This is a genomic window from Streptomyces sp. NPDC025721 (genome assembly GCF_055558595.1).
This window is the reverse complement of record NZ_JBVHMF010000016.1, coordinates 60,780-79,442: the sequence shown is the minus strand read 5'-3', so window position 1 is coordinate 79,442 and position 18,663 is coordinate 60,780. Positions and strand designations below refer to the sequence as shown.

Sequence of the window (18,663 nt, the reverse complement as noted above, 5' to 3'; positions counted from 1 at the left end):
TCCAGCGGCTCAGCGGTATTCGGCGAAGCGTGCGCGCACGGCGAGGAGCACCAGCACACCGGCCGCGCCGAGCGCGCCCGCCGGGATCTGGGGCCAGCCCGCCAGGTCGTCGTGGGCGGCCCTCGCGTGCGTGTCGAAGTCGTCGAGCTGACGGCCCGCGAGGGCGTCCAGGGTGGTGGCGAAGTCCCAGAAGTCGAAGGCCACGTCACCGCGTCCGACATTGGTCAGGACAACCGCGGCCTCGTCCGTCCTGCCCCGCGACTTCAGTGACCGCAGCCGCTTGTCGTCGGCGAGGAAGTGGCCGTAGCGGGTGAGAACGTCCTCGTACGCGGCGCGTTCGGCCGCGGTGGCGTATCCGTCGGGGCTGAGCAGTGCGTCGAGTCGCTTGACCAGACCGTCGAACTGCCGCTGGTCGGCGACCCCGTAGGCGGCGTCGTGGACGAACCAGCGGCTCTCGCTGGCGGCGGCCTGCGCGGCGGTGGCGCGGGCCTCGGCCAGCCGGGACCAGGGGCGCAGCCCTTCGCGGCCGGCCGCGGTCACGGCGTCGGCGGACGAGGTGAGGGCGAGAGTGCCCACGAGGGTGACGAGCAGCGCGGCGACGGTGGCCGCGACCAGCGCCGGGTTGAACAACCGCCGGTAGTCGGTGGCCAGTTCCCACTGCCACCACAGGAGGAAGCCGAGCGTCAGCAGGCCGACAACACCGATGACGAGGGCCCAGCGCAGCGCGGCCGAGCGGGCCGCGGACTCCAACTGCGCCGCCCTCGCCTCGTACCCGGCGGACAGCTCCGTGGCCTCGGGCAGGAGCTGGTCGTGCATGATCTGCCCGGCCTGGACGTTCATCGCCACGGCGCGCGGCGGCGGGTGGCCCGCGGTGCGGTCGGGCTGCTGCTCGTCCACGTAGGCGGCCCGGCCGCTGAGGTCGTCGTAACGGCCGAGCCCGTCGAGCAGGTCCCGCACCCGGACGCTCTGCGAGCGGTCGGCGGCGAGCTGCCGCAGCAGGTCGCTGATCTCGGCGCGCCGCTGCTGCGCGGTGATCAGCGCGATGAGCTGGTTGCCGACCTCGACCTGTGCGTCGGTGGCGGATCTGCCCGGTGCGAGGGTGTCGGCCCGCTGGGCGTCCAGGTCGGCCAGGGCGAAGCGCAACTGACCCGCCACGGCGGCCCGTTGGGTCACCGCGTCCCGCAGGCCCGCGGTGTCGGACCGTACGCCGATCGCCCCGGCGACCGCGACGGCGCACAGCGCGGCCAGCAGCGCCAGCGCCGTCAGGGCCCTGGTACCGAGCCGCCGCGGCCCGGCCTTCCCCCGTCGAAGGCCGCGCCGCGGCGCGCGTATCGTCTCCGGTTGCCTGACCGTTACGGCCACCACCGCCGGCGGGTCGCCCGCCGGGGGCCGCGTCACCTGAGACGTCGTCATGCGGCGACGCTAGGCGCGTCCCGCGAAACCCCGGTGGCCCCGGAGCGACCGCCCGGTGTCCGGCCCGTAACAGAACTGCCGCGAAAGGTACGTGCGACCGCGAACCGGCCGCGGGCGCACCGGAGTTCAGCGCGGCCCGCGCGCCGTGGTCTTCCCCGACTTCCCCGTCCTCCCCGGAGCACGGCCGCCGCCGCTCCCCTCCCCGTCACCCTCGGTCGGGGATTCCGGCTGCCACAGCGGGTGTTCCTCCTTGATCCACCAGCGCGGTACGTAGCCGGTGCGCAGGCCGCGCCGCGCCTCGGGGTCCTTGCTGGCGAACCAGACGTGTCCGGTGATCCCGGCGGCCAGCAGGAGCGCCAGCCAGTCGTGCACGAAGGTGGCGCCGGTGCGGTAGAGCAGCGGGGACATCCGGGGGAACCACATGATCAGCCCGCTGCCGATCATCACCAGCACCGCGCCGACGCTGAAGGCGGCGAAGAGCTTCTGGCCCGCGTTGAACTTGCCCGCCAGGCTCGGCTCGCGCCTGCGGGTGCGCAGCGCGGCGCGCAGCCAGCGCCAGTCGTGCGGGAAGAACCGGCCGAGCCCGCTCGCGTCCCGGCGGAAGGCGCGCGAGGCCAGTCCCAGGATCACCGGTACCGGGAGCAGGATGCCGGACCACTCGTGGACGGTGACGACCAGCCGTCTGCGGCCGACGATCTCCGACAGCGGCGGGAAGTACAGACAGGCGGCGGTGAACACGCACACGCCCATCAGCCAGGCCAGTGAGCGGTGCACCCAGGTCTCGGCGCGGGTGAAGCGGCGCAGCCCGGTGACGGCCCGTGCCTCACGTAGTCGGGTCATCATGGCGGCCGTTCGACGTGCCGACCCATCCGTCCACGTCATAGCCGTAATGCTCCCAGTAGCCGGGTTGGACGTCCTTGGTGACCGTGATTCCGGACAGCCACTTGGCAGACTTGTAGAAGTACATGGGCGCGGCGTAGAGCCGTACGGGTCCGCCGTGCGCGTCGGTGACGGGCTTGTCGTTCATGGTGAGCGCCACCAGCATGTCGGGCCGCCTGGCCTGCTCCATGGTGAGGCTCTCGGTGTAGACGCCGTCGAAGCAGTTGAAGCGGATCGCCCCGCCCTTGGCCTGGACGCCCGCCGCGTCGAGCAGGGTGGACAGCCGCACCCCGGAGAACGCGGTGCTCGGCACCCGCCAGCCGGTGACGCACTGCACGTCGTGCACCATCCGCACCTGCGGCAGCGCCCGCAGATCGGCGAGGCGGTACGAGGCGGGCTTGTCGACGAGGCCGCCGACGGTCAGCCGGTAGTCGTTCTCGCCCCGGTGCGGGATGGAGTTGGACACCGAGTAGAAGCGGAAACCGCCGCCGCCGGGCAGCAGTCCGGTCACCCCGGTGGGGTCCTTGGCGCTGACCGACGCCAGGATCGTGTCGAGCTTGCCCTGGACGGCGCTGCCCACGCCGACGCCGACGGCGCCGAGTCCCAGCATGCCGAGGATGACTCGGCGACCCACGGGGGTGCCGAGCCCTTCCGATTCCGCGCCTTCCGGGGAGTCCTGAGCGTCCTGCGAGTCCGGGGTGTCCCGCGGTTGGGGGGTGTCCGGCGTTCTGGGGGTGTCCGGCGATTTCGGTGTGTGCGGGACTGCCGACGGCGGAAGCGGTTCCGGTGACCTCACCGGGTGGGACGTGCTGTCTTCCATTCCTCGATTCGAGCACGCCGGAGGCCCGCTGGCCAGGGTCGGCGGCACTCCGTCAGAGTTTCGTCACATCCGGGTCCGTTTATCCGCGTCCGCTGTGCGTTCCGCGAGGTCGCGGCGGGTGCGGGTGCGGGGACCGGCACACGGCTGTGCCACCATGCCGGTCATGGGTGACAAGGATCAGTCGGGCATCGCGCACTACGAGCGGCCGGAGGGGCTGCCGCCGGTCAACGGGTACAGCCACGCGGTGGCGTTCACCGGGCGCATGGTCGCGGTGTCGGGTCAGGTGCCGCTCGACGCGGACGGCACGCTGGTCGGCGAGGACGACGCCGAGGCCCAGATCCGGCAGGTGTTCGTCAATCTCGTGGCGGCGCTGGCCGCCGCGGGCGCGACGCCGGACCGGATCGTGAAGCTCACCGTCTTCCTCACCGATCTCGCCGACCTCGCCGCCTTCCGGCGGGTGCGGGACGAATTCCTGGCCCCGCAGAGGCTCCCCGCGTGTTCCCTGGTACGGGTCGCCGGGCTGGTCAACCCCGCGTTCCGGGTGGAGATCGACGCGCTGGCGGCGATCTGATCAGGCACTGGGTCCGGCGCCGGACCGCGCGCCGACCTCGTATCTGACGTGGCGTCAATCCGGCCGACTGCCGTCCGCCAGAAAGGCGTCGATCGCCGCCGCGTACGGCGCGATGTCCAGGCCCTGCGCCGCGAGCCAGGCGTCGGAGTAGTACTTGTCGAGGTAGCGGTCGCCCGGATCGCAGATCAGGGTGACGACGCTGCCGGTGCGCCCCTCCGCGACCATCTCGGCGATGATCTTGAAGGCGCTCCACAGCCCGGTGCCGGTGGAACCGCCCGCCTTGCGGCCGATGGCCGTGTCGAGGGCACGTACGGCCGCGACTGAGGCGGCGTCCGGGACCTTCATCATGCGGTCGATCGCGCCGGGCACGAAGCTCGGCTCCATACGCGGCCGTCCGATCCCCTCGATCCGTGAACCCCGCTCGCAGGAAACGGACTTGTCACCGGTCAGCCAGCCGTCGAAGAAGCAGGAGTTCTCCGGGTCGGCGACGCAGATCCGCGTGTCGTGCTGCATGTAGTGCACGTAGCGGGCGATGGTCGCCGAGGTGCCGCCGGTCCCCGCGGTGGCGACGATCCAGGCCGGGTCCGGGTACCGCTCACGGCGGAGCTGCTGGAACATCGACTCGGCGATGTTGTTGTTGCCGCGCCAGTCGGTGGCGCGCTCGGCGTACGTGAACTGGTCCATGTAGTGCCCGCCGGTCTCGGCCGCGAGCCGCGCGGAGACCTCGTAGACCGTGCGCGGGTCGTCCACGAGATGACACCGGCCGCCGTGGAATTCGATCAGCCGCTGCTTCTCGTGCGCGGTGGTGCGCGGGAGGACCGCGACGAAGGGCACGCCGATGAGACCCGCGAAATAGGCCTCGGACACGGCGGTTGAGCCGCTGGACGCCTCGATGACCGGCTTGCCGGGGCGGATCCAGCCGTTGCACAGCCCGTAGAGGAAGAGCGAGCGGGCGAGGCGGTGCTTGAGCGAGCCGGTCGGGTGGGTGGACTCGTCCTTGAGGTAGAGGTCGATGCCCCACGACTCGGGCAGCGGGAAGCGCAGCAGGTGGGTGTCGGCGGACCGGTTGGCGTCGGCCTGGACCTTGCGGACGGCTTCCTTCAGCCAGGCGCGGTAGCCGATGTCGGTGCGGTCGACGTCCACCGTGCCGGTACGGCCGCCCGCCCGGTCACCCGCCCCGGCCGCTCCGGTCGCCCCCGCCGCTCCGGCCCCCTCGGCAGTTCTTCCCGCGCCGCTCGCCCCGTCCGATCGCTCGCCGGTCTCGTCCGAATCGTTCGCGTCCATGCCGTGGATCATAAGCGTCTAAACCACCGGAAAGCGGTCCAGCACTGGCCCGTCGGCCTTTGCGCAGGCGGGCGACGGTCCCGGAAGTTGCGGATTCGGCCACCTGGGGAGACTCTGAAATCGCATCACGGAGTGCTGTAGCAGTCACTCTACGCATTTTCGCTCAGGTGTTCCCATCGGAGCGGCGTACGTCCCGGACCCGCCCCGCGGTGTTCCGGCCCCCGCCGCGGAGGGAGTCGCAGCCGTGATCATGCAAGCCGACCAAACCGACAGAGAGTGTGCGCTCGAACTCGACGCGCATCCGTACCGGATCCAGCAGATCCGGCGCATCGTGTCCGCCCAGCTTCGCTACTGGCGCCTCGACCCGCTGATCGACGCGGCGTCGCTAGGCATCAGCGAACTGCTCGCGAACGTCCACCGCCACGCCAAGCCCGACAAGCACTGCTCGGTGCGTCTGTCGCACGCGTCCGACCGCCTCACGGTGGCCGTCACCGACAACGACCCGAGGCTGCCGAAGCTGGCACCGGCCGCCGCGGAGCCGCTGGCGACCGCCGGCCGCGGGCTGGCCATGGTGGAGGCGGTGAGCGACAGCTGGGGCACCGATCTGCTGCCCGAGGACGGCGGCAAGGTCGTGTGGTTCGTGCTCCGCACACCGATGCCGCGGCCGTCGCTGGTCCCGCTGCGTGCCGCTGTGGCCTTCGAGCCCCCGCGTGAGCGCATCGCCGCCGTCGCCGCCAGTATCGCCGTACCGGTCGCCTGACCGACCCGGTGCGCAGGCCGCCCGTCACGGCGATCCCGTACGGTGCCTGCGCGGCGATCCGCGAGGCCACGGAACCGGCCGTCGTATCCCCCCGTGCGGATACGACGGCCGGTCCGTCTGTGCGCGCGCTCCTCCCGTGCCCTGCTGTCGTGTCCCGCTGGCGTGTCCCGCTGTCGTGCCGGGCCGCCGTGTCCCGCTGGCTCACTCGGTGGTGACGGCCCGTAGGACGTCCAGCCGGGCCGCCCGTCGTTCGGGCCGCTGGGCAGCGCGCTCACGCCGTACCGCCCGTGCCCTCGCGCAGGTCACGGCCGAAGCGCTCGTCCAGGACCGACAGTCGGCGCCAGTACTCGTCCTCGTCGATCTCGCCCGCGGCGAAGCGGCGGCCGAGCAGGGTGACCGGCGAGTTCTCCGCGGCCTCGGCGGCCGCCTCCGACCGCCAGGGCGCCGCCCGCCAGGGGCCGCCGCGCCCGCGTCCGCGCCAGACGGTGCGGCGCAGCACGGTGATCACGGTGACGACCACAGCCGCCCAGATCAGGGGCAGGAACATAATCCACGGGCCGGGCCCGCCGTCATGCCAAGCCAGGGTGTTCATCGCTCGTCAACTCCTCGGTGGGTGCCGGGTCGGGAGGTTTCTTCCGACACCACCGAGCCTCGTCCTCCACGGGCCGCCCGTCGTCGTACGGCCAGCGGCACCCGCGCTACCACTCGCGGAGTACGCGGCGGCCCCGGCGGTGCTCCCGGCCGGTGCGGGCACCGCCGTCGGCGGTCGAGGGCGGGCGCTGTCGTACCCCTGCCCTAGGGTCGGGGACATGTGGCGCTGCACGGGACTGGGCTGGGGTCAGGGAGGTCCCGAGTGGACGTGGTGGCATCCGGTGCACCGCAGCCGGTCGAGCCCGCTGCGGCTCGGCGGACCGCTGTCCCTGGCCGTCGGCGCGGACGCGGTACGCACCTGCGCGGGGGTGTGGCGCGGCGGCCGGTACGTGACGTGTCCTTACGGCGCGCGGCTGCCTCCCGACGTACGGCGCGACCAGTGCGAGCGGTGCGCCGCGCTGGACCGTTCGTATTCGGTGGCGGCCGACACCAAGGCGGACGATCCGCGGCCGTACGCCGTCTATCTGGCCTGGTTCGGCCCCGGACTGCTCAAGGTGGGCATCACGGCGGCCGAACGCGGCGCGGCCAGGTTGCGGGAGCAGGCCGCCGTCTGCTTCACCTTCCTCGGCGAGGGGCCCCTGATGACGGCCCGCCGTACCGAGGCGATCCTGGGCGCGGCCCTCGGCGTCCCCGACCGCGTCTCCGCTCCGGCCAAGCGCGCCGCCCGCCACGCGCTGCCCGACGCGGAGGCCCGCGCGGCCGAACTCCGCGGCCTGCACGCCTCGGTGGCCGGCCTGCTGCCCGACACCTTGCGGGCTCGACCCTGCGAAGTCGTCGACCACGCCGTCCTGTTCGGCCTCTCCCCCGGTCAACTCCCGCCTCCCGCCGCCCGCATCACCGCGCTGCCGCCGGGCAGCACGGTGACCGGGACGGTCAGGGCGGCGGCCGGTTACGACGTCTACGTGCGGGTCTCGGAGCCGGAGGGGGCGGAAGACTCGGGCCGCCTTCTGCTGCTCGACACCCGGCTCGCCCAGGGCTGGCCCCTGCTGCGCGCGCCGCACGGCACGCCAACGGACGTCCCGACGGCCGTGACCGCGCCGGCCAAGCAAGCCCCGCCGCCGCTCTTCTGAGGGCTCGCCGCTGCGCGGTCTGTCTTGCCCGCCCGCCCGCCCACCCGTGCGGGTGCTTTGTCGTCTGCGGGTGCCGCCTGTGCCTGGTCGGTGCCGGTCCGGGGCACCTCCTCGAAATCCGTACCACCTGGCCTCTGCGAATCCGGCACCCGGCCGTCAACGTATTTCTGCGGGGGCACCCCGCCCCGTCCCCTCCTCGCCCGTCGGCGTCCGCTTGTCCGGTGGGGGTGGCCGAGAGGGGGTGGGTGGGGGCTCGGGCACGTCGGCGTCCGACGGTCCGCTGTGGCTGAGGAATGTCCCAAAGACCGGCGACGGCGCCCGGCCGTTCCTCCACCGTGGGATCGACGGAGAGCGCCCCCTCAGGGCGGAAGACGCCCGTGGCACCCTCACAATCTTGGACACCCACCCCGGCCCCCACAGACAGGCGGACGCCGACGACCTCACCCCCACCCACCACCTCCGCCCCACCACAGCGGACCGTCGGACGCCGACGTACCCGAGCCCACCCACCCCTTCCCGTCCGCCCCGGCTGGACGGTCGGTCACGCAGGGGCCGGACTCCCACTCGCCCCCTTTCGCCCACCCCAGGTGGACCGTCGGACGTCGAGGTACCCGAGCCCACCCACCCCCTTTCGCCCACCCCGCCGGGAGGTCGGGGGCGCAGGGCAGAGCCCCTACCCACCCCCCTCGGCCACCCCCACCGGACAGGCGGACGCCGACGTACCGGGAGGGGACGGGCCGGGGTGCCCCCGCAGGGGGACGAACAGACAAGGGCTGGACGTCATCGAAGTGCGGGCACGTTCGTCGCCCGAGGAGGTGCCCCGGACCGGCACCGACCCAGGCACAAGCGGCACCCGCAGACGAAAAAGCACCCGCAGGGGTGGGCGGGCGGGAAAGACAGACCGCGCAGCGGCGAACCCTCAAACCAACGGGCACCCCTCACCCGCCCAGCAGCGCCAGCGGATCATCCAGCACCGGCTGCCACGCCAACTCCGCCGCCCCGACAAGGCTGTTGTGGTCCAGAGCACAGGCGAGCAGCGGCACACTACCGCTGCGCCCCCAAAGGCTGTGATCGGCGACAACAGCCCGCAAACGCTCCGGATCAGCGTCCAGCAGATACCGGTGCAGGCCGCCGAGAAGGATGCGATCGGGGTTGAGGACGTTGACAAGTCCGGCCAGACCGCGCCCGAGGCGGTCGATGAGGGTGTGCGCCGCGTCGCGGACGGAAGGGTCGGACGGGTCGTCGTACTCCCTGCGGAGCAGGTCGATGGACTGCTGGAGCAGCGAGCCCTCGGGCCCCGGCGCGCGACCGGCCGCTTCGAGGAAGGCCAGCGGGTCGGCCTCGACGTCGAGACAGCCTCGGCTGCCGCAGTGGCAGGGGCGTCCGTCGGGCAGCACGGTGAGGTGGCCGACCTCCAGGGCGAGCCCTGAACTGCCGGTGTGCAGACGGCCGTCGAGGACCAGGGCGCCACCGACACCGCGGTGTCCGGAGGCGACGACGAGCAGGTGCTGGGCGTCGCGTCCCGCGCCGTGCCGGTGTTCGGCGAGCGCGGCGACGTTGACGTCGTTGCCGATGAAGGAGGGGACGGGGTCGCCGTCGGGGCCCGTGATGCCGACGCGGGCGATCTGGCTCGCGAACACCTGCCGTACGGGGGCGCCCGCGGGCCACGCGAGGTGCAGCGGGTTGAGTGCGGTGCCCTCGGGCTCCGCGACGGCGGACGGTACGGCGAGGCCCGCGCCGACGCAGACCCGGCCCGACGCGCTCAGCAGCTCCGCTCCGGCCTCGACGACCGCGGCGAGCACATGCGCGGGGTCGGCGTGCACGGTCATGGAGCCGGGCGCGGTGGCGACGATCTCGCCGCCGAGTCCGACCAGCGCGGCCCGGAATCCGTCGGCGTGCACCTGGGCGGCGAGCGCGACCGGTCCGCCGGGGGCCACGTCGAGCCGGTGCGAGGGACGGCCCTGCGCGCCGGAGGGGCCGGTGGGCCGGGTGTCGACCCGGATCAGTCCCAGCGCCTCCAGCTCCGCGGCCACCGCCCCGGCGGTGGCGCGGGTCACTCCGAGCTCCGCGGTGAGCAGGGCGCGGGTCGCCGCGCGGCCGGTGTGCACGAGGGAGAGTGCCGGGCCGAGCGCGCCCCGACCCCTCTCAAGCCTTGTCCGAATCTGTGTCACCCCTCTATTCTGACTTTGTGCCGACGCTAAACAAAATAGGGACGGCCCTCGGCCGATCCCACCACACTCCCCCACCCTCTCCTGCCCTACGCCGCCTGCGCGTCGCCCTGACCGTCTTCTTCGCCGTCGACGGCTTCCTCTTCGCCGGGTGGGTCGTCCGCATTCCCGCGATCAAGGCCCAGACCGGCGCGACCGCCGGTCAGTTGGGCCTCGCGCTGCTCGGTGTCTCCGTCGGCGCCATCGCCACGATGGTGCTCACCGGACGGCTCTGCCGCCGCTTCGGCAGCCGCCGGGTGACGGTGCTGACCGGCATCCTCCTCTCCCTGAGCATCGCCCTGCCCCCGAGGACGCACTCGGCACTCGCCCTCGGCCTCGTCCTGCTGCTGTTCGGGGTGGCCTACGGCGGCATGAACGTGGCGATCAACAGCGTCGCCGTCGACCTGGTCGCGGCCATGCGCCGCCCGGTCATGTCCAGCTTCCACGCGGCGTACAGCATGGGTGGCCTGCTCGGCGCGGGGCTCGGCGGCCTGCTGGCACCGCACCTGTCGGCCGCCACGCACCTGCTGCTGCTCACCCCGATCGGCCTGCTGACGGTCTTCCTCGCCGGACGCGTCCTGCTGGCGCACCCGCTGCGGCAGCCGTCGGCGGTCGCGGCACGCCAGACGGCCGGACCCGTACAGGCCCGTACGGAACCGCCGCTCGCGGACGGCCCGGCCCGTACGGTCGCGGCACCTGCCGACGCGGTCACCGCGACGGCGAAGGACCCGGTGCACGCGCCCGCCGCGAAGACCGCGCCCGGCAGGCCCGCAAGGACGGGGCTGATCGTCCTCCTCTTCGGGCTGATCGCGGCGTGTTCCGCGTACGGCGAGGGCGCGCTCGCCGAATGGGGGCCGCTGCACATCGAGCAGGATCTGCACGGCGGGTCGAGCATCGCGGCGGCCGGTTACGCGGCGGTCGCGGGCGCGATGATGCTCGGCCGCCTTTCCGGTACCGCGCTGATCGAACGCCTCGGACAGACACGGGCGTTGGTGCTGGGCGGCCTCACCGCCTCCGCGGGGATGCTGATCGGCGCGCTGGCGCCGTCGACCCCGGTCGTGGTGGCTGGTTTCGCCGTCACCGGGCTCGGCCTGGCCAACCTCTTCCCCACCGCCATGGCCAGGGCGGGCGAACTGACCGGCCCCGGCGGCGTCGCGGCGGCCTCCACCCTCGGCTACGGCGGCATGCTGCTCGGCCCGCCCTCGATCGGTTTCCTCACCGACGCCGTCGGCCTGCCCACCGCGCTGACCACCGTCTCCGCCCTGGCCGCGGTCGCGGCGGCCATCGCCTACGGCGTACGGAACAGCGCCGCGCGCGCCGAGAAGTGACCGACGGAACAGGCGCTCACCGCCACGTATCACGGCATGCTGGTCCCCGGCCGCGAGATCCACTGCCGGAAGCGTAGGGCCCGGAGACCGGGCGGGGCGAAGGCGTCGGAGCCTCACGGGCCGGAACCGTACGGGTTCGGAACCGCAAGGAGGAGCGATGCGCATACCGTCCTGGCTGACCACCGCCACCGGCCCGCTGCACCGGGAACGGATCTCCCGCGGCTATCTGTACGTCGTCGGCGCCGCGCTGGCGCTGATGCTGCTGGACACGGCGGTCTTCTCGCACCGCAACGCCTCGCTCACCGCCGTCCTGCTGGTGCTGCTGACCCTGCCGTGGACGCCGCTGATCTGGGCGCTCTTCGCCGCGGTCGGCGGCATGGACACCCGTGGCACCGCCTTCGGCTGGTCCGGCTGGACGCTGACCGTCGTGGCCGCGCTGGTCTCCGCGGCGCTCAACGCCGTACTGTTCGGCTACGCGGCCCGGTACGCCCGCCGCCGCGCCGACACCAGGGGCGAGCGTTCCGCCGACGGCTCGACGGCCGCGGAGACGGGCGCCCGGCCCACCCGCTGAGCGGGCCGCCGGCCCCGTTTACTCCCTCGCCCGCACGGTGACCGTCCTGCGAGAATCCGCGCATGGAGAGCGATCAGCGGACGGGGAAGCGGACGGGGAGCATGGAGACAGCCGAGTTCATCGACACGCTGCGCGACGAGGGCACGCTGCTCGCCGACGCGGCGGGTGGCGCCGGTCTCGACGCGCCCGTGCCGCCGTGCCCCGGCTGGCGGGTGCGCGACCTGCTGGCGCACACCGGCGCGGTGCACCGCTGGGCCACCGGGTACGTCGCCGAAGGCCGCATGGAGCGCGAGCCGTTGGACCCGGCGGTGCCCGACGACCCGGAGCTGGTGGACTGGTACCGGGGTACGCATCGGCGGCTTACGGAAGCGCTGGTCACCGCCCCGGCCGATCTGACGTGCTGGTTCTTCCTGGCGGCACCCTCGCCGCTGGCCTTCTGGGCGCGGCGCCAGGCCCATGAGACGACTATCCACCGGATCGACGCGGAGGCGGCGCTCGGCCGCGACCCGTCCCCGGTGGCCACCGGCTTCGCGGCGGACGGCGTGGACGAGCTGCTGACCGGCTTCCAGGCCAGGCGGCGGGCCAGGCTCCGCACCGACCGGCCGCGCACGCTGCGGGTCCGGGCGGCCGACGTGCCGGGCGGCGCCCGCGAGTGGCTGCTGCGGCTCTCGCCCGAGGCCCCGACCGCGGAGCGCGACGCGCCCGGTGAGGCGGACTGCACCGTCACCGGCTCGGCGGCCGACCTCTATCTGGCGCTGTGGAACCGCGGGCCGTACGAGCGGCTGTCGGTGACGGGTGACGACGCACTGGTGGAGCTGTGGCGTCGGACGGCGAAGATCACCTGACGAACGGACCGGGGCCCGCGGATTGACGAACGGGGTCAGCTCTGGACGAGCATCCGTTCCAGCACGGCGCGGTGGCAGGGGCGGGCCTGTTCGTAACGGGCGCGACCGGTCTCGGTGAGGCCGACGCGTACGCCCCGGCGGTCCTCACTACAGATGCCGCGGTCGACGAGACCGTCCTTCTCCAGCCTGGCGACGAGCCGGGACAGCGCGCTCTGGCTGAGGTGGACGCGGTCGGCCAGCTCCTGGACGCGGAAGGTGCAGCCGCCGTCCTGGGGGTCGCCGGAGGCGAGCAGGTCCAGCACCTCGAAGTCGCTGGCGCCGAGCCCGTACTGGTGCAGCGCACGGTCGAGTTCACATGCCGTGCGCGCGTGAACGGCAAGGATCTGCCGCCACTCGTCCACGAGCGCCCGCTCACCCTTGTCGCCGGTCATGTCTGCACGGTAGCAGAAAGCGAACCCTTCATGCACGGACATTAAATGCGCTTGCATTGAATGCGTGCGCATGTAAGTCTCGCCTCCATGACCTCTCCGTCTCCTACCGTCCCCCGCACCGAGGAGCGATGGAGTGCCCTGCAGTGGGGCACGCTCCTGGTGCTCTGCGCGGCGCTCTTCCTCGACGCACTCGATGTGTCGATGGTCGGCGTGGCGCTGCCTTCGATCGCCCACGACCTCGACCTCTCCACGTCCTCGCTCCAGTGGGTCGTCAGCGGTTACATCCTCGGCTACGGCGGCCTGCTGCTGCTCGGCGGCCGCGCGGCCGACCTGCTCGGCAGGCGCCGCGTCTTCCTCATCGCGCTCGGCGTCTTCGCCGTCGCCTCACTGCTCGGCGGCCTGGTCGACTCAGGTGAACTGCTGATCGCGACCCGCTTCATCAAGGGCCTCAGCGCCGCGTTCACCGCGCCCGCCGGACTGTCGATCATCACCACGACCTTCGCCGAGGGCCCGGTCCGCAACCGCGCCCTCACCATCTACTCGAGCTGCGGCGCCACCGGCTTCTCCATGGGTCTGGTGCTCTCCGGCTTCCTCACCGAGGCGGGCTGGCGCTGGACGATGCTGCTGCCCGCGCCGGTCGCGCTGATCGCCCTCGCCGCCGGTCTGAAGCTCATCCCGAAGAGCCCGCGCGAGAGCGGCAAGGGCCGCGGATACGACCTGCCGGGCGCCGTCACCGGCACGGCCTCGATGCTGTTGCTGGTGTTCACCGTGGTCTCGGCGTCCGAGGCGGGCTGGGCCTCGGCCCGCACGCTGGTCTCCTTCGCCGCCGTCGCCGTCCTGCTGGCGTCCTTCGTCGCCATCGAACACCGCTCCTCGTCCCCGCTGATCCGGCTCGGCGTCCTGCGCTCGTCCAGCCAGATCAGGGCCAACCTCGGCGGCGCCACCTTCTTCGGCTCGTACGTCGCCTTCCAGTTCCTCGTCACGCAGTACATGCAGAACGTGCTGGGCTGGAGCGCCCTGCACACCGCGCTCGCCTTCCTGCCCGCGGGCTCACTGGTGGCGGTCCTGTCCACCCGGATGGGCCCGATCGTGGACCGGTTCGGCACGCCACGGGTGATCGCCGTCGGCTTCACCTCGCTGGTCATCGGCTACATCCTCTTCCTCCGGATCAATCTGGACCCGAACTACGCGGCGGCCATCCTGCCGTCGATGCTGCTGCTCGGCGCCGCCTTCGCGCTGGCCTTCCCCTCCCTCAACATCCAGGCCACCAACGGCGTCAAGGACCATGAGCAGGGCATGGTCTCCGGGCTGCTCAACACCTCCTTCCAGGTCGGCGGCGCCATCTTCCTCGCCGTGGTCACCGCGGTGGTCACCGCAGCCGGCGGCGATCACCCGGCGAACAAGCAGGCCATTCTCGACAGTTACCGGCCCGGCCTGTGGGTCGTCACCGGCATCGGTCTCGTGGGCCTGCTGCTGACCCTGTCCGGGCTGTTCACCCGCAGGAAGGCGTCCTACGGCATCCTGGTCGCGTCCTCGGCCGACTTCGAGAACGGGGGCGCGGGACGGTCCGGCGCCGCCGGTTCCGCGGCTGCCACGGGGTCTGCCGGTTCCGCGGGCACCGCCGAGGCGGCCGACGAATCGGAACAGGTCGCCGTGCGCGACTGATCACCCGATCGGCCGACCGCTCGGCCGACTGACCGATTCCCATCCCGCGTCCCTTCCGGCGTCCTCCGACTCCCTTGGCGATCCGGGCACTTGACGACCGGCCCCGCGCGAAAAGGCATCGCGCGGGGCCGGTCGTGCCATGGCAGACTTGGCCGCATCGCGATTGCGACGGGAGGGGCGGGGGATGCGCGGAAGCCGTACGCAAGCGGAACGCGACGCCATTACAGTCGAAATGGTCTTCGCCATGGTGTCGGGCGCCGTGCTGGCGGCGGTCGGATTTCTGGCGGTGGTGAGCCCGGTCATGGCGGACGAGGCCCACGGCACGGCCCGCGAAGGGTGGTTCACCGCCGCGGTGATCGTCGCCGCGGCCGCCTTCTGCGGGCGCGTCGCCCTGACGCTCCGCCGCTTCGAGCAGCGGGGGCACGCGCTGCACGAGCGGATTCCGTTACCCGGGGCACCGGTCGGCGCGGACGCGAGCGCCGAGAGGGGCGCGGGCGCCGAGTCGGGCACCGGAACCGGTCCTGATACGGGGGCCCAGTGGGGTACGGCGGCCGGCCGTTCGCCTTCGGGCGGTGGGTCGGTGACGTCGGGTCAGCCCAGCCAGCCGGGCCGGACGAGCCCGGACTCGTAGGCCATCACGACCAGTTGGGCCCGGTCGCGCGCCCCGAGTTTCACCATCGCACGGCTGACGTGCGTCTTGGCGGTGAGCGGGCTCACGACGAGGCGGCGTGCGATCTCGTCGTTGGACAGCCCGATGCCGACCAGCGCCATCACTTCCCTTTCCCGCTCGGTGAGTTGGTCCAGGCCGACCGCCTGCGCGGGCTCCTTGGAACGAGCGGCGAATTCGGCGATCAGCCGTCGGGTCACACCGGGCGACAGCAGCGCGTCGCCCTCCACCACCGCCCTTACCGCGCGCAGTAGTTCCTCCGGTTCGGTGTCCTTCACCAGGAAGCCGGAGGCTCCGGCGCGGATCGCCTCGAAGACGTATTCGTCGAGTTCGAAGGTGGTGAGGATGACCACCTTGACCTCGGACAACGCCGGGTCGTCGGTGATCCGGCGGGTGGCGGCGAGACCGTCCGTCAGCGGCATGCGGATGTCCATCAGCACGGCGTCGGGGGTCATGTCGCGGACCAGCCGCAGCGCCTCCTCGCCGTCGGCCGCCTCCCCCACCACCTCGATGTCGCTCTGCGCGTCCAGCAGCGCGCGGAATCCGGCGCGTACCAGCACCTGGTCGTCGGCCAGCAGCACGCGGATCACTAACGCTCCTCGGTGGCCTCGACGGCCTTGGTGAACTCGGTCGCCTCAGCGGCTCCGTCGGCGGGGGTGGGCCGGTCGGCGCGGTGGTCCCCCGCTAGCGGCTCGGCCGTGCCCGATCGTACGGCGCGTGGCGTCGGCGGGGCGGCCGGTGGGGTCGGGCCCTCGGGGCGGTCGGCCGGGGCGGAGGGTCCGGGCGTCGGGCCGATTGGGGCCTCGGTGCCGCCGGCCGGTACGCCCGGCGCGACGATCGGCAGCAGCGCGCGGATCCGGAAGCCGCCGTCGGGGCGCGGGCCCGCCTCCAGCGTGCCGCCCAGCGCGACGCTCCGCTCGCGCATGCCGACCAGGCCGTTGCCCCCGCCGCTCTCGCCGCCCGCGACGGCGGGTCCGTCGTCGTCGACCGTCACTTCCACGCTGCCGGGCCGGTAGCCGAGGCGGATACGGGCGGCGCGGGAGCCGGAGTGCCGCACGATGTTCGTCAGCGCCTCCTGCACGATACGGAAGGCGGCGAGGTCGACGCCGGGCGGCAGCGGGGCCGGTGCGCCGTCGACGGTGACCTCGGCCTTCAGGCCCGCGGAGCCCGCCTGTTCGACCAGTTCGGGGAGCCGGTCGAGGCCCGGTGCGGGCGAGCGCGGTGCCTCGCCGGGGGCGCGGAGCGTGCTGAGCACCTGCCGTACCTCGCCCAGCGCTTCCTTGCTGGCGGCCTTGATGGTGACCAGCGCCGTCCGCGCCTGCTCCGGCCGCTCGTCCATCAACGCGAGGGCCACGCCCGCCTGCACATTGATCACCGAGATGCTGTGCGCGAGCACGTCGTGCAGTTCGCGGGCGATCCGCATGCGCTCCTCGTCGGCCTTGCGGTGCTCGGCCTCGGCCCGCTCACGGCGGTCCCTGGCGATCTGCTCGCGCCGTACCCGGTACAGCTCGGCGGCGGCCAGCACCGCGAGCAGCCAGGCACCGGCCGCGGAGGTCTCCGCCCAGGACGCGCGGCCGTCGCCGGAGGGCGGCAGGTAGCGGTAGAGCCACTGGCCGATCAGCGTGTGTCCGGCGAGGAACACCAGGGCGATGGCCGGCACGGCCCTTCTGTGGCCCGCGGCGACGGCGCTGAAGAAGGCGACGACGAGGCTGGCGAAGACCGGGCCGTAGGGATAGCCGAGCGTGATGTAGAGCAGCGTCGCGCCGCAGGTCGCGGCGGCCACGACAACCGGCGCGCGGCGGCGGAGGAGCAGGAGTGCCGGGCCCGCGAGCAGCAGCAGGTAGCCGAGCCAGTCCAGGTCGACCCGGCCGGTCTGGTGGCCCGATGCCACGCGGGTGCCGACGACCTGGACGAAGGCCAGCGCGAGTGCGGGGATCCAGACGGGCCGTGCGAACGGGATTCCGTGGCGCGGCGGCCCTGTCGGCTCCTCGTTGCTCATGCGTTCCACGCTAGACCGCGGTCCGGGAGGCGGCGTCCGCTGTACGGGGGCACCGCGACTACTTCGCGGGGAGTACGCCGTCCGTCGCCGACGCGTCCGCGGGTATGTCGTCAGGGGTGTCCGCCGAGGCGCTCGCGGGGGCGCCGAGGCCGACTTGGCGGGCCAGTCCCGCGGCTGCCAGTTCGAGGAATTCACGGCGGGCCTCGACCACCCGGTTGAACTGCCCGAAGACCTCGAAGCTGATCAGCCCGAAGAGCTGCGCCCAGGCGGCGACGAGCGCGGCGACCGTCCGCACCGGCAGATCGGGGGCCAGTTCCGCGGCGAGCCGGGCGGCGTCGGCGCGGACGGGGGCGGCGAGCGGATTGCCGGGCGGCTGCGTGAGCAGGCCGTCGCGGTGGGCGTCGCGGACGACGGAGAACAGGGCCAGGGCGGCGCGGGAGGCGGGGCCGATGGTGTCGAGCGGCGCGGTGTAGCCGGGTACGGGTGAGCCGTAGATCAGCGCGTACTCGTGCGGATGGGCGACGGCCCACTCGCCGGCGGCGCGGCAGATCGCGACCCATCGGTCGGCCGGTGCCGCGCCCTGCTCCACCGCGCTCGCCAGGGCGTCCTCCGCCGCCGCGCCGATCGCGTCGTAGGCGTCGATGATGAGAGCGGTGAGCAGATCGTCCCTGCTCGGGAAGTAGCGGTAGAGGGCGGATGAGACCATGCCCAGTTCGCGTGCGACCGCGCGCAGCGAGAGCCGCGCCGCTCCCTCGGCGGCGAGCTGGCGGCTGGCCTCTTCCTTGATGGCCGCGGTGACTTCGATCCTCGCCCGTTCCCTGGCTCCTCTGATCACGCTCATGGCAGTCAGTGTGCCACCTTCAAGAGCATCAGCCAAGAAAGAGAGCAGTGCTCTTGCTTTTTCTCACGAGGCGCTGGCACACTGTTCTCAAGCGAGAGCACCGCTCACAACAGCGGTCACGACAGCAGTCGAGAAATCGGAGAGATCGCCATGTCTGAGCAGGTCGCACACGTCAAGAAGCCCGGCTGGTTCACCGTCAACGTCCTCAATCGCACGGTCGGCTGGCTGACCCGGCGCGGCTTGAGCGTCTGGGGTTCGCGGGTGCTGGCCGTCCGGGGCCGCAAGAGCGGTGAGTGGCGGCAGACCCCGGTGAATCTGCTGACCTTCGAGGACCGGCGGTATCTGGTGGCCCCGCGCGGCCACGTCCAGTGGACCTACAACATGCGGGTGGCCGGCGGCGGCGAACTGCACCTCGGCAATAAGGTCGAGGAGTTCACCGCCACCGAGGTGGCCGACGACGACAAGCCCGCCATCCTGCGCGCCTACCTCAAGCGCTGGAAGGCCGAGGTCGGAGCCTTCTTCGACGGCGTGGGCCCGGATTCGACCGACGAGGAGCTGCGCGCGATAGCGCCCAACCACCCGATCTTCCAGGTCCACGCCACCGACGGGAAGTGAGGCGCGGGAGTACGGCACAGGGCCCGGAGCCGGGCCGGGGCCGATG

Annotated in this window: 19 protein-coding genes; 9 read left to right on the top strand and 10 right to left on the bottom strand. The window is 72.8% G+C overall.

Translation table 11 applies throughout. The annotated features are described in order from the left end of the window. Positions 1-9 precede the first annotated feature (9 nt). The 3 genes from ACZ4EF_RS22385 to ACZ4EF_RS22375 all read right to left on the bottom strand — a co-directional run bounded on the left by ACZ4EF_RS22385 (position 10) and on the right by ACZ4EF_RS22375 (position 2,926). Complete coding sequence (locus tag ACZ4EF_RS22385; protein WP_467506236.1) at positions 10-1,413, bottom strand: hypothetical protein; 1,404 nt, start codon at positions 1,411-1,413, stop codon at positions 10-12. Between the two features lie 126 nt (positions 1,414-1,539). After that, positions 1,540-2,253, bottom strand: a complete 714-nt coding sequence (locus tag ACZ4EF_RS22380; RefSeq protein WP_355343891.1) for a cytochrome b/b6 domain-containing protein — start codon at positions 2,251-2,253, stop codon at positions 1,540-1,542. Further along, positions 2,237-2,926, bottom strand: a complete 690-nt coding sequence (locus ACZ4EF_RS22375) for a molybdopterin-dependent oxidoreductase (RefSeq protein WP_391164131.1) — start codon at positions 2,924-2,926, stop codon at positions 2,237-2,239. Before ACZ4EF_RS22375 ends, ACZ4EF_RS22380 begins: the two co-directional genes overlap by 17 nt. Positions 2,927-3,275: 349 nt before the next feature. Here ACZ4EF_RS22375 and ACZ4EF_RS22370 point away from each other — a divergent pair, with 349 nt between their 5' ends. Then, on the top strand, positions 3,276-3,683 hold the full coding sequence (locus tag ACZ4EF_RS22370; protein ID WP_401724679.1) for a RidA family protein: 408 nt from the start codon (positions 3,276-3,278) through the stop codon (positions 3,681-3,683). A gap of 54 nt (positions 3,684-3,737) precedes the next feature. Here the strand turns inward: ACZ4EF_RS22370 and ACZ4EF_RS22365 are convergent, their stop codons facing one another. Then, positions 3,738-4,967, bottom strand: a complete 1,230-nt coding sequence (locus ACZ4EF_RS22365; RefSeq protein WP_467506233.1) for a PLP-dependent cysteine synthase family protein — start codon at positions 4,965-4,967, stop codon at positions 3,738-3,740. Between the two features lie 250 nt (positions 4,968-5,217). Here ACZ4EF_RS22365 and ACZ4EF_RS22360 point away from each other — a divergent pair, with 250 nt between their 5' ends. Beyond that, on the top strand, positions 5,218-5,727 hold the full coding sequence (locus ACZ4EF_RS22360) for an ATP-binding protein (protein ID WP_391050183.1): 510 nt from the start codon (positions 5,218-5,220) through the stop codon (positions 5,725-5,727). Between the two features lie 271 nt (positions 5,728-5,998). Here ACZ4EF_RS22360 and ACZ4EF_RS22355 read toward each other — a convergent pair whose 3' ends face one another. Then, the gene (locus ACZ4EF_RS22355) at positions 5,999-6,319 is read right to left on the bottom strand and encodes an SHOCT domain-containing protein (RefSeq protein WP_467506230.1); all 321 of its coding nucleotides are present in this window, start codon (positions 6,317-6,319) and stop codon (positions 5,999-6,001) included. A 217-nt stretch (positions 6,320-6,536) separates the two neighbouring features. Between ACZ4EF_RS22355 and ACZ4EF_RS22350 the strand changes: the two genes are divergently transcribed. Then, positions 6,537-7,448, top strand: a complete 912-nt coding sequence (locus ACZ4EF_RS22350) for a DUF2797 domain-containing protein (RefSeq protein ID WP_467506228.1) — start codon at positions 6,537-6,539, stop codon at positions 7,446-7,448. Positions 7,449-8,386: 938 nt separating this feature from the next. Here ACZ4EF_RS22350 and ACZ4EF_RS22345 read toward each other — a convergent pair. Next, positions 8,387-9,619, bottom strand: a complete 1,233-nt coding sequence (locus ACZ4EF_RS22345; RefSeq protein ID WP_355343876.1) for an ROK family protein — start codon at positions 9,617-9,619, stop codon at positions 8,387-8,389. A 17-nt stretch (positions 9,620-9,636) separates the two neighbouring features. Between ACZ4EF_RS22345 and ACZ4EF_RS22340 the strand changes: the two genes are divergently transcribed. The 3 genes from ACZ4EF_RS22340 (at position 9,637) to ACZ4EF_RS22330 (ending at position 12,399) form a co-directional block, all read left to right on the top strand. Beyond that, positions 9,637-10,983, top strand: coding sequence for an MFS transporter (locus ACZ4EF_RS22340; RefSeq protein WP_467506226.1), 1,347 nt, complete (start codon positions 9,637-9,639; stop codon positions 10,981-10,983). A 157-nt stretch (positions 10,984-11,140) separates the two neighbouring features. Beyond that, the gene (locus tag ACZ4EF_RS22335) at positions 11,141-11,554 is read left to right on the top strand and encodes an SCO4225 family membrane protein (protein WP_467506224.1); all 414 of its coding nucleotides are present in this window, start codon (positions 11,141-11,143) and stop codon (positions 11,552-11,554) included. Positions 11,555-11,616: 62 nt separating this feature from the next. Next, positions 11,617-12,399, top strand: coding sequence for a maleylpyruvate isomerase family mycothiol-dependent enzyme (locus tag ACZ4EF_RS22330; RefSeq protein ID WP_355343868.1), 783 nt, complete (start codon positions 11,617-11,619; stop codon positions 12,397-12,399). 35 nt (positions 12,400-12,434) lie between these two features. Here ACZ4EF_RS22330 and ACZ4EF_RS22325 read toward each other — a convergent pair whose 3' ends face one another. Continuing rightward, positions 12,435-12,830 carry a MarR family winged helix-turn-helix transcriptional regulator gene (locus ACZ4EF_RS22325; RefSeq protein ID WP_355343865.1) on the bottom strand — a complete coding sequence of 132 codons (396 nt, stop codon included), beginning with the start codon at positions 12,828-12,830 and terminating at the stop codon, positions 12,435-12,437. Between the two features lie 87 nt (positions 12,831-12,917). On the opposite strand from ACZ4EF_RS22325, the gene ACZ4EF_RS22320 reads away from it, so the two are divergent. Next, entirely contained in the window at positions 12,918-14,495 is a 1,578-nt protein-coding gene (locus ACZ4EF_RS22320) for an MFS transporter (protein WP_391164124.1), read from the top strand. 184 nt (positions 14,496-14,679) lie between these two features. Beyond that, positions 14,680-15,126 carry a DUF6332 family protein gene (locus ACZ4EF_RS22315; RefSeq protein WP_391164123.1) on the top strand — a complete coding sequence of 149 codons (447 nt, stop codon included), beginning with the start codon at positions 14,680-14,682 and terminating at the stop codon, positions 15,124-15,126. Here the strand turns inward: ACZ4EF_RS22315 and ACZ4EF_RS22310 are convergent. From ACZ4EF_RS22310 to ACZ4EF_RS22300, 3 genes are read right to left on the bottom strand one after another with little or no spacing between them, the layout of a single operon-like run. Continuing rightward, positions 15,087-15,752, bottom strand: coding sequence for a response regulator (locus ACZ4EF_RS22310; protein WP_391050197.1), 666 nt, complete (start codon positions 15,750-15,752; stop codon positions 15,087-15,089). The two genes, ACZ4EF_RS22315 and ACZ4EF_RS22310, sit on opposite strands and share 40 nt — an antisense overlap. Next, positions 15,752-17,161, bottom strand: coding sequence for a sensor histidine kinase (locus tag ACZ4EF_RS22305; protein WP_467506219.1), 1,410 nt, complete (start codon positions 17,159-17,161; stop codon positions 15,752-15,754). The genes ACZ4EF_RS22310 and ACZ4EF_RS22305 overlap by 1 nt, the downstream gene beginning before the upstream one ends. A gap of 58 nt (positions 17,162-17,219) precedes the next feature. Beyond that, a complete protein-coding gene (locus ACZ4EF_RS22300; protein ID WP_467506217.1) occupies positions 17,220-18,002 on the bottom strand; it encodes a TetR/AcrR family transcriptional regulator in 783 nt (260 codons plus the stop codon). Between the two features lie 150 nt (positions 18,003-18,152). On the opposite strand from ACZ4EF_RS22300, the gene ACZ4EF_RS22295 reads away from it, so the two are divergent. Beyond that, the gene (locus tag ACZ4EF_RS22295; protein WP_467506215.1) at positions 18,153-18,617 is read left to right on the top strand and encodes a nitroreductase family deazaflavin-dependent oxidoreductase; all 465 of its coding nucleotides are present in this window, start codon (positions 18,153-18,155) and stop codon (positions 18,615-18,617) included. Positions 18,618-18,663: the final 46 nt, after the last annotated feature.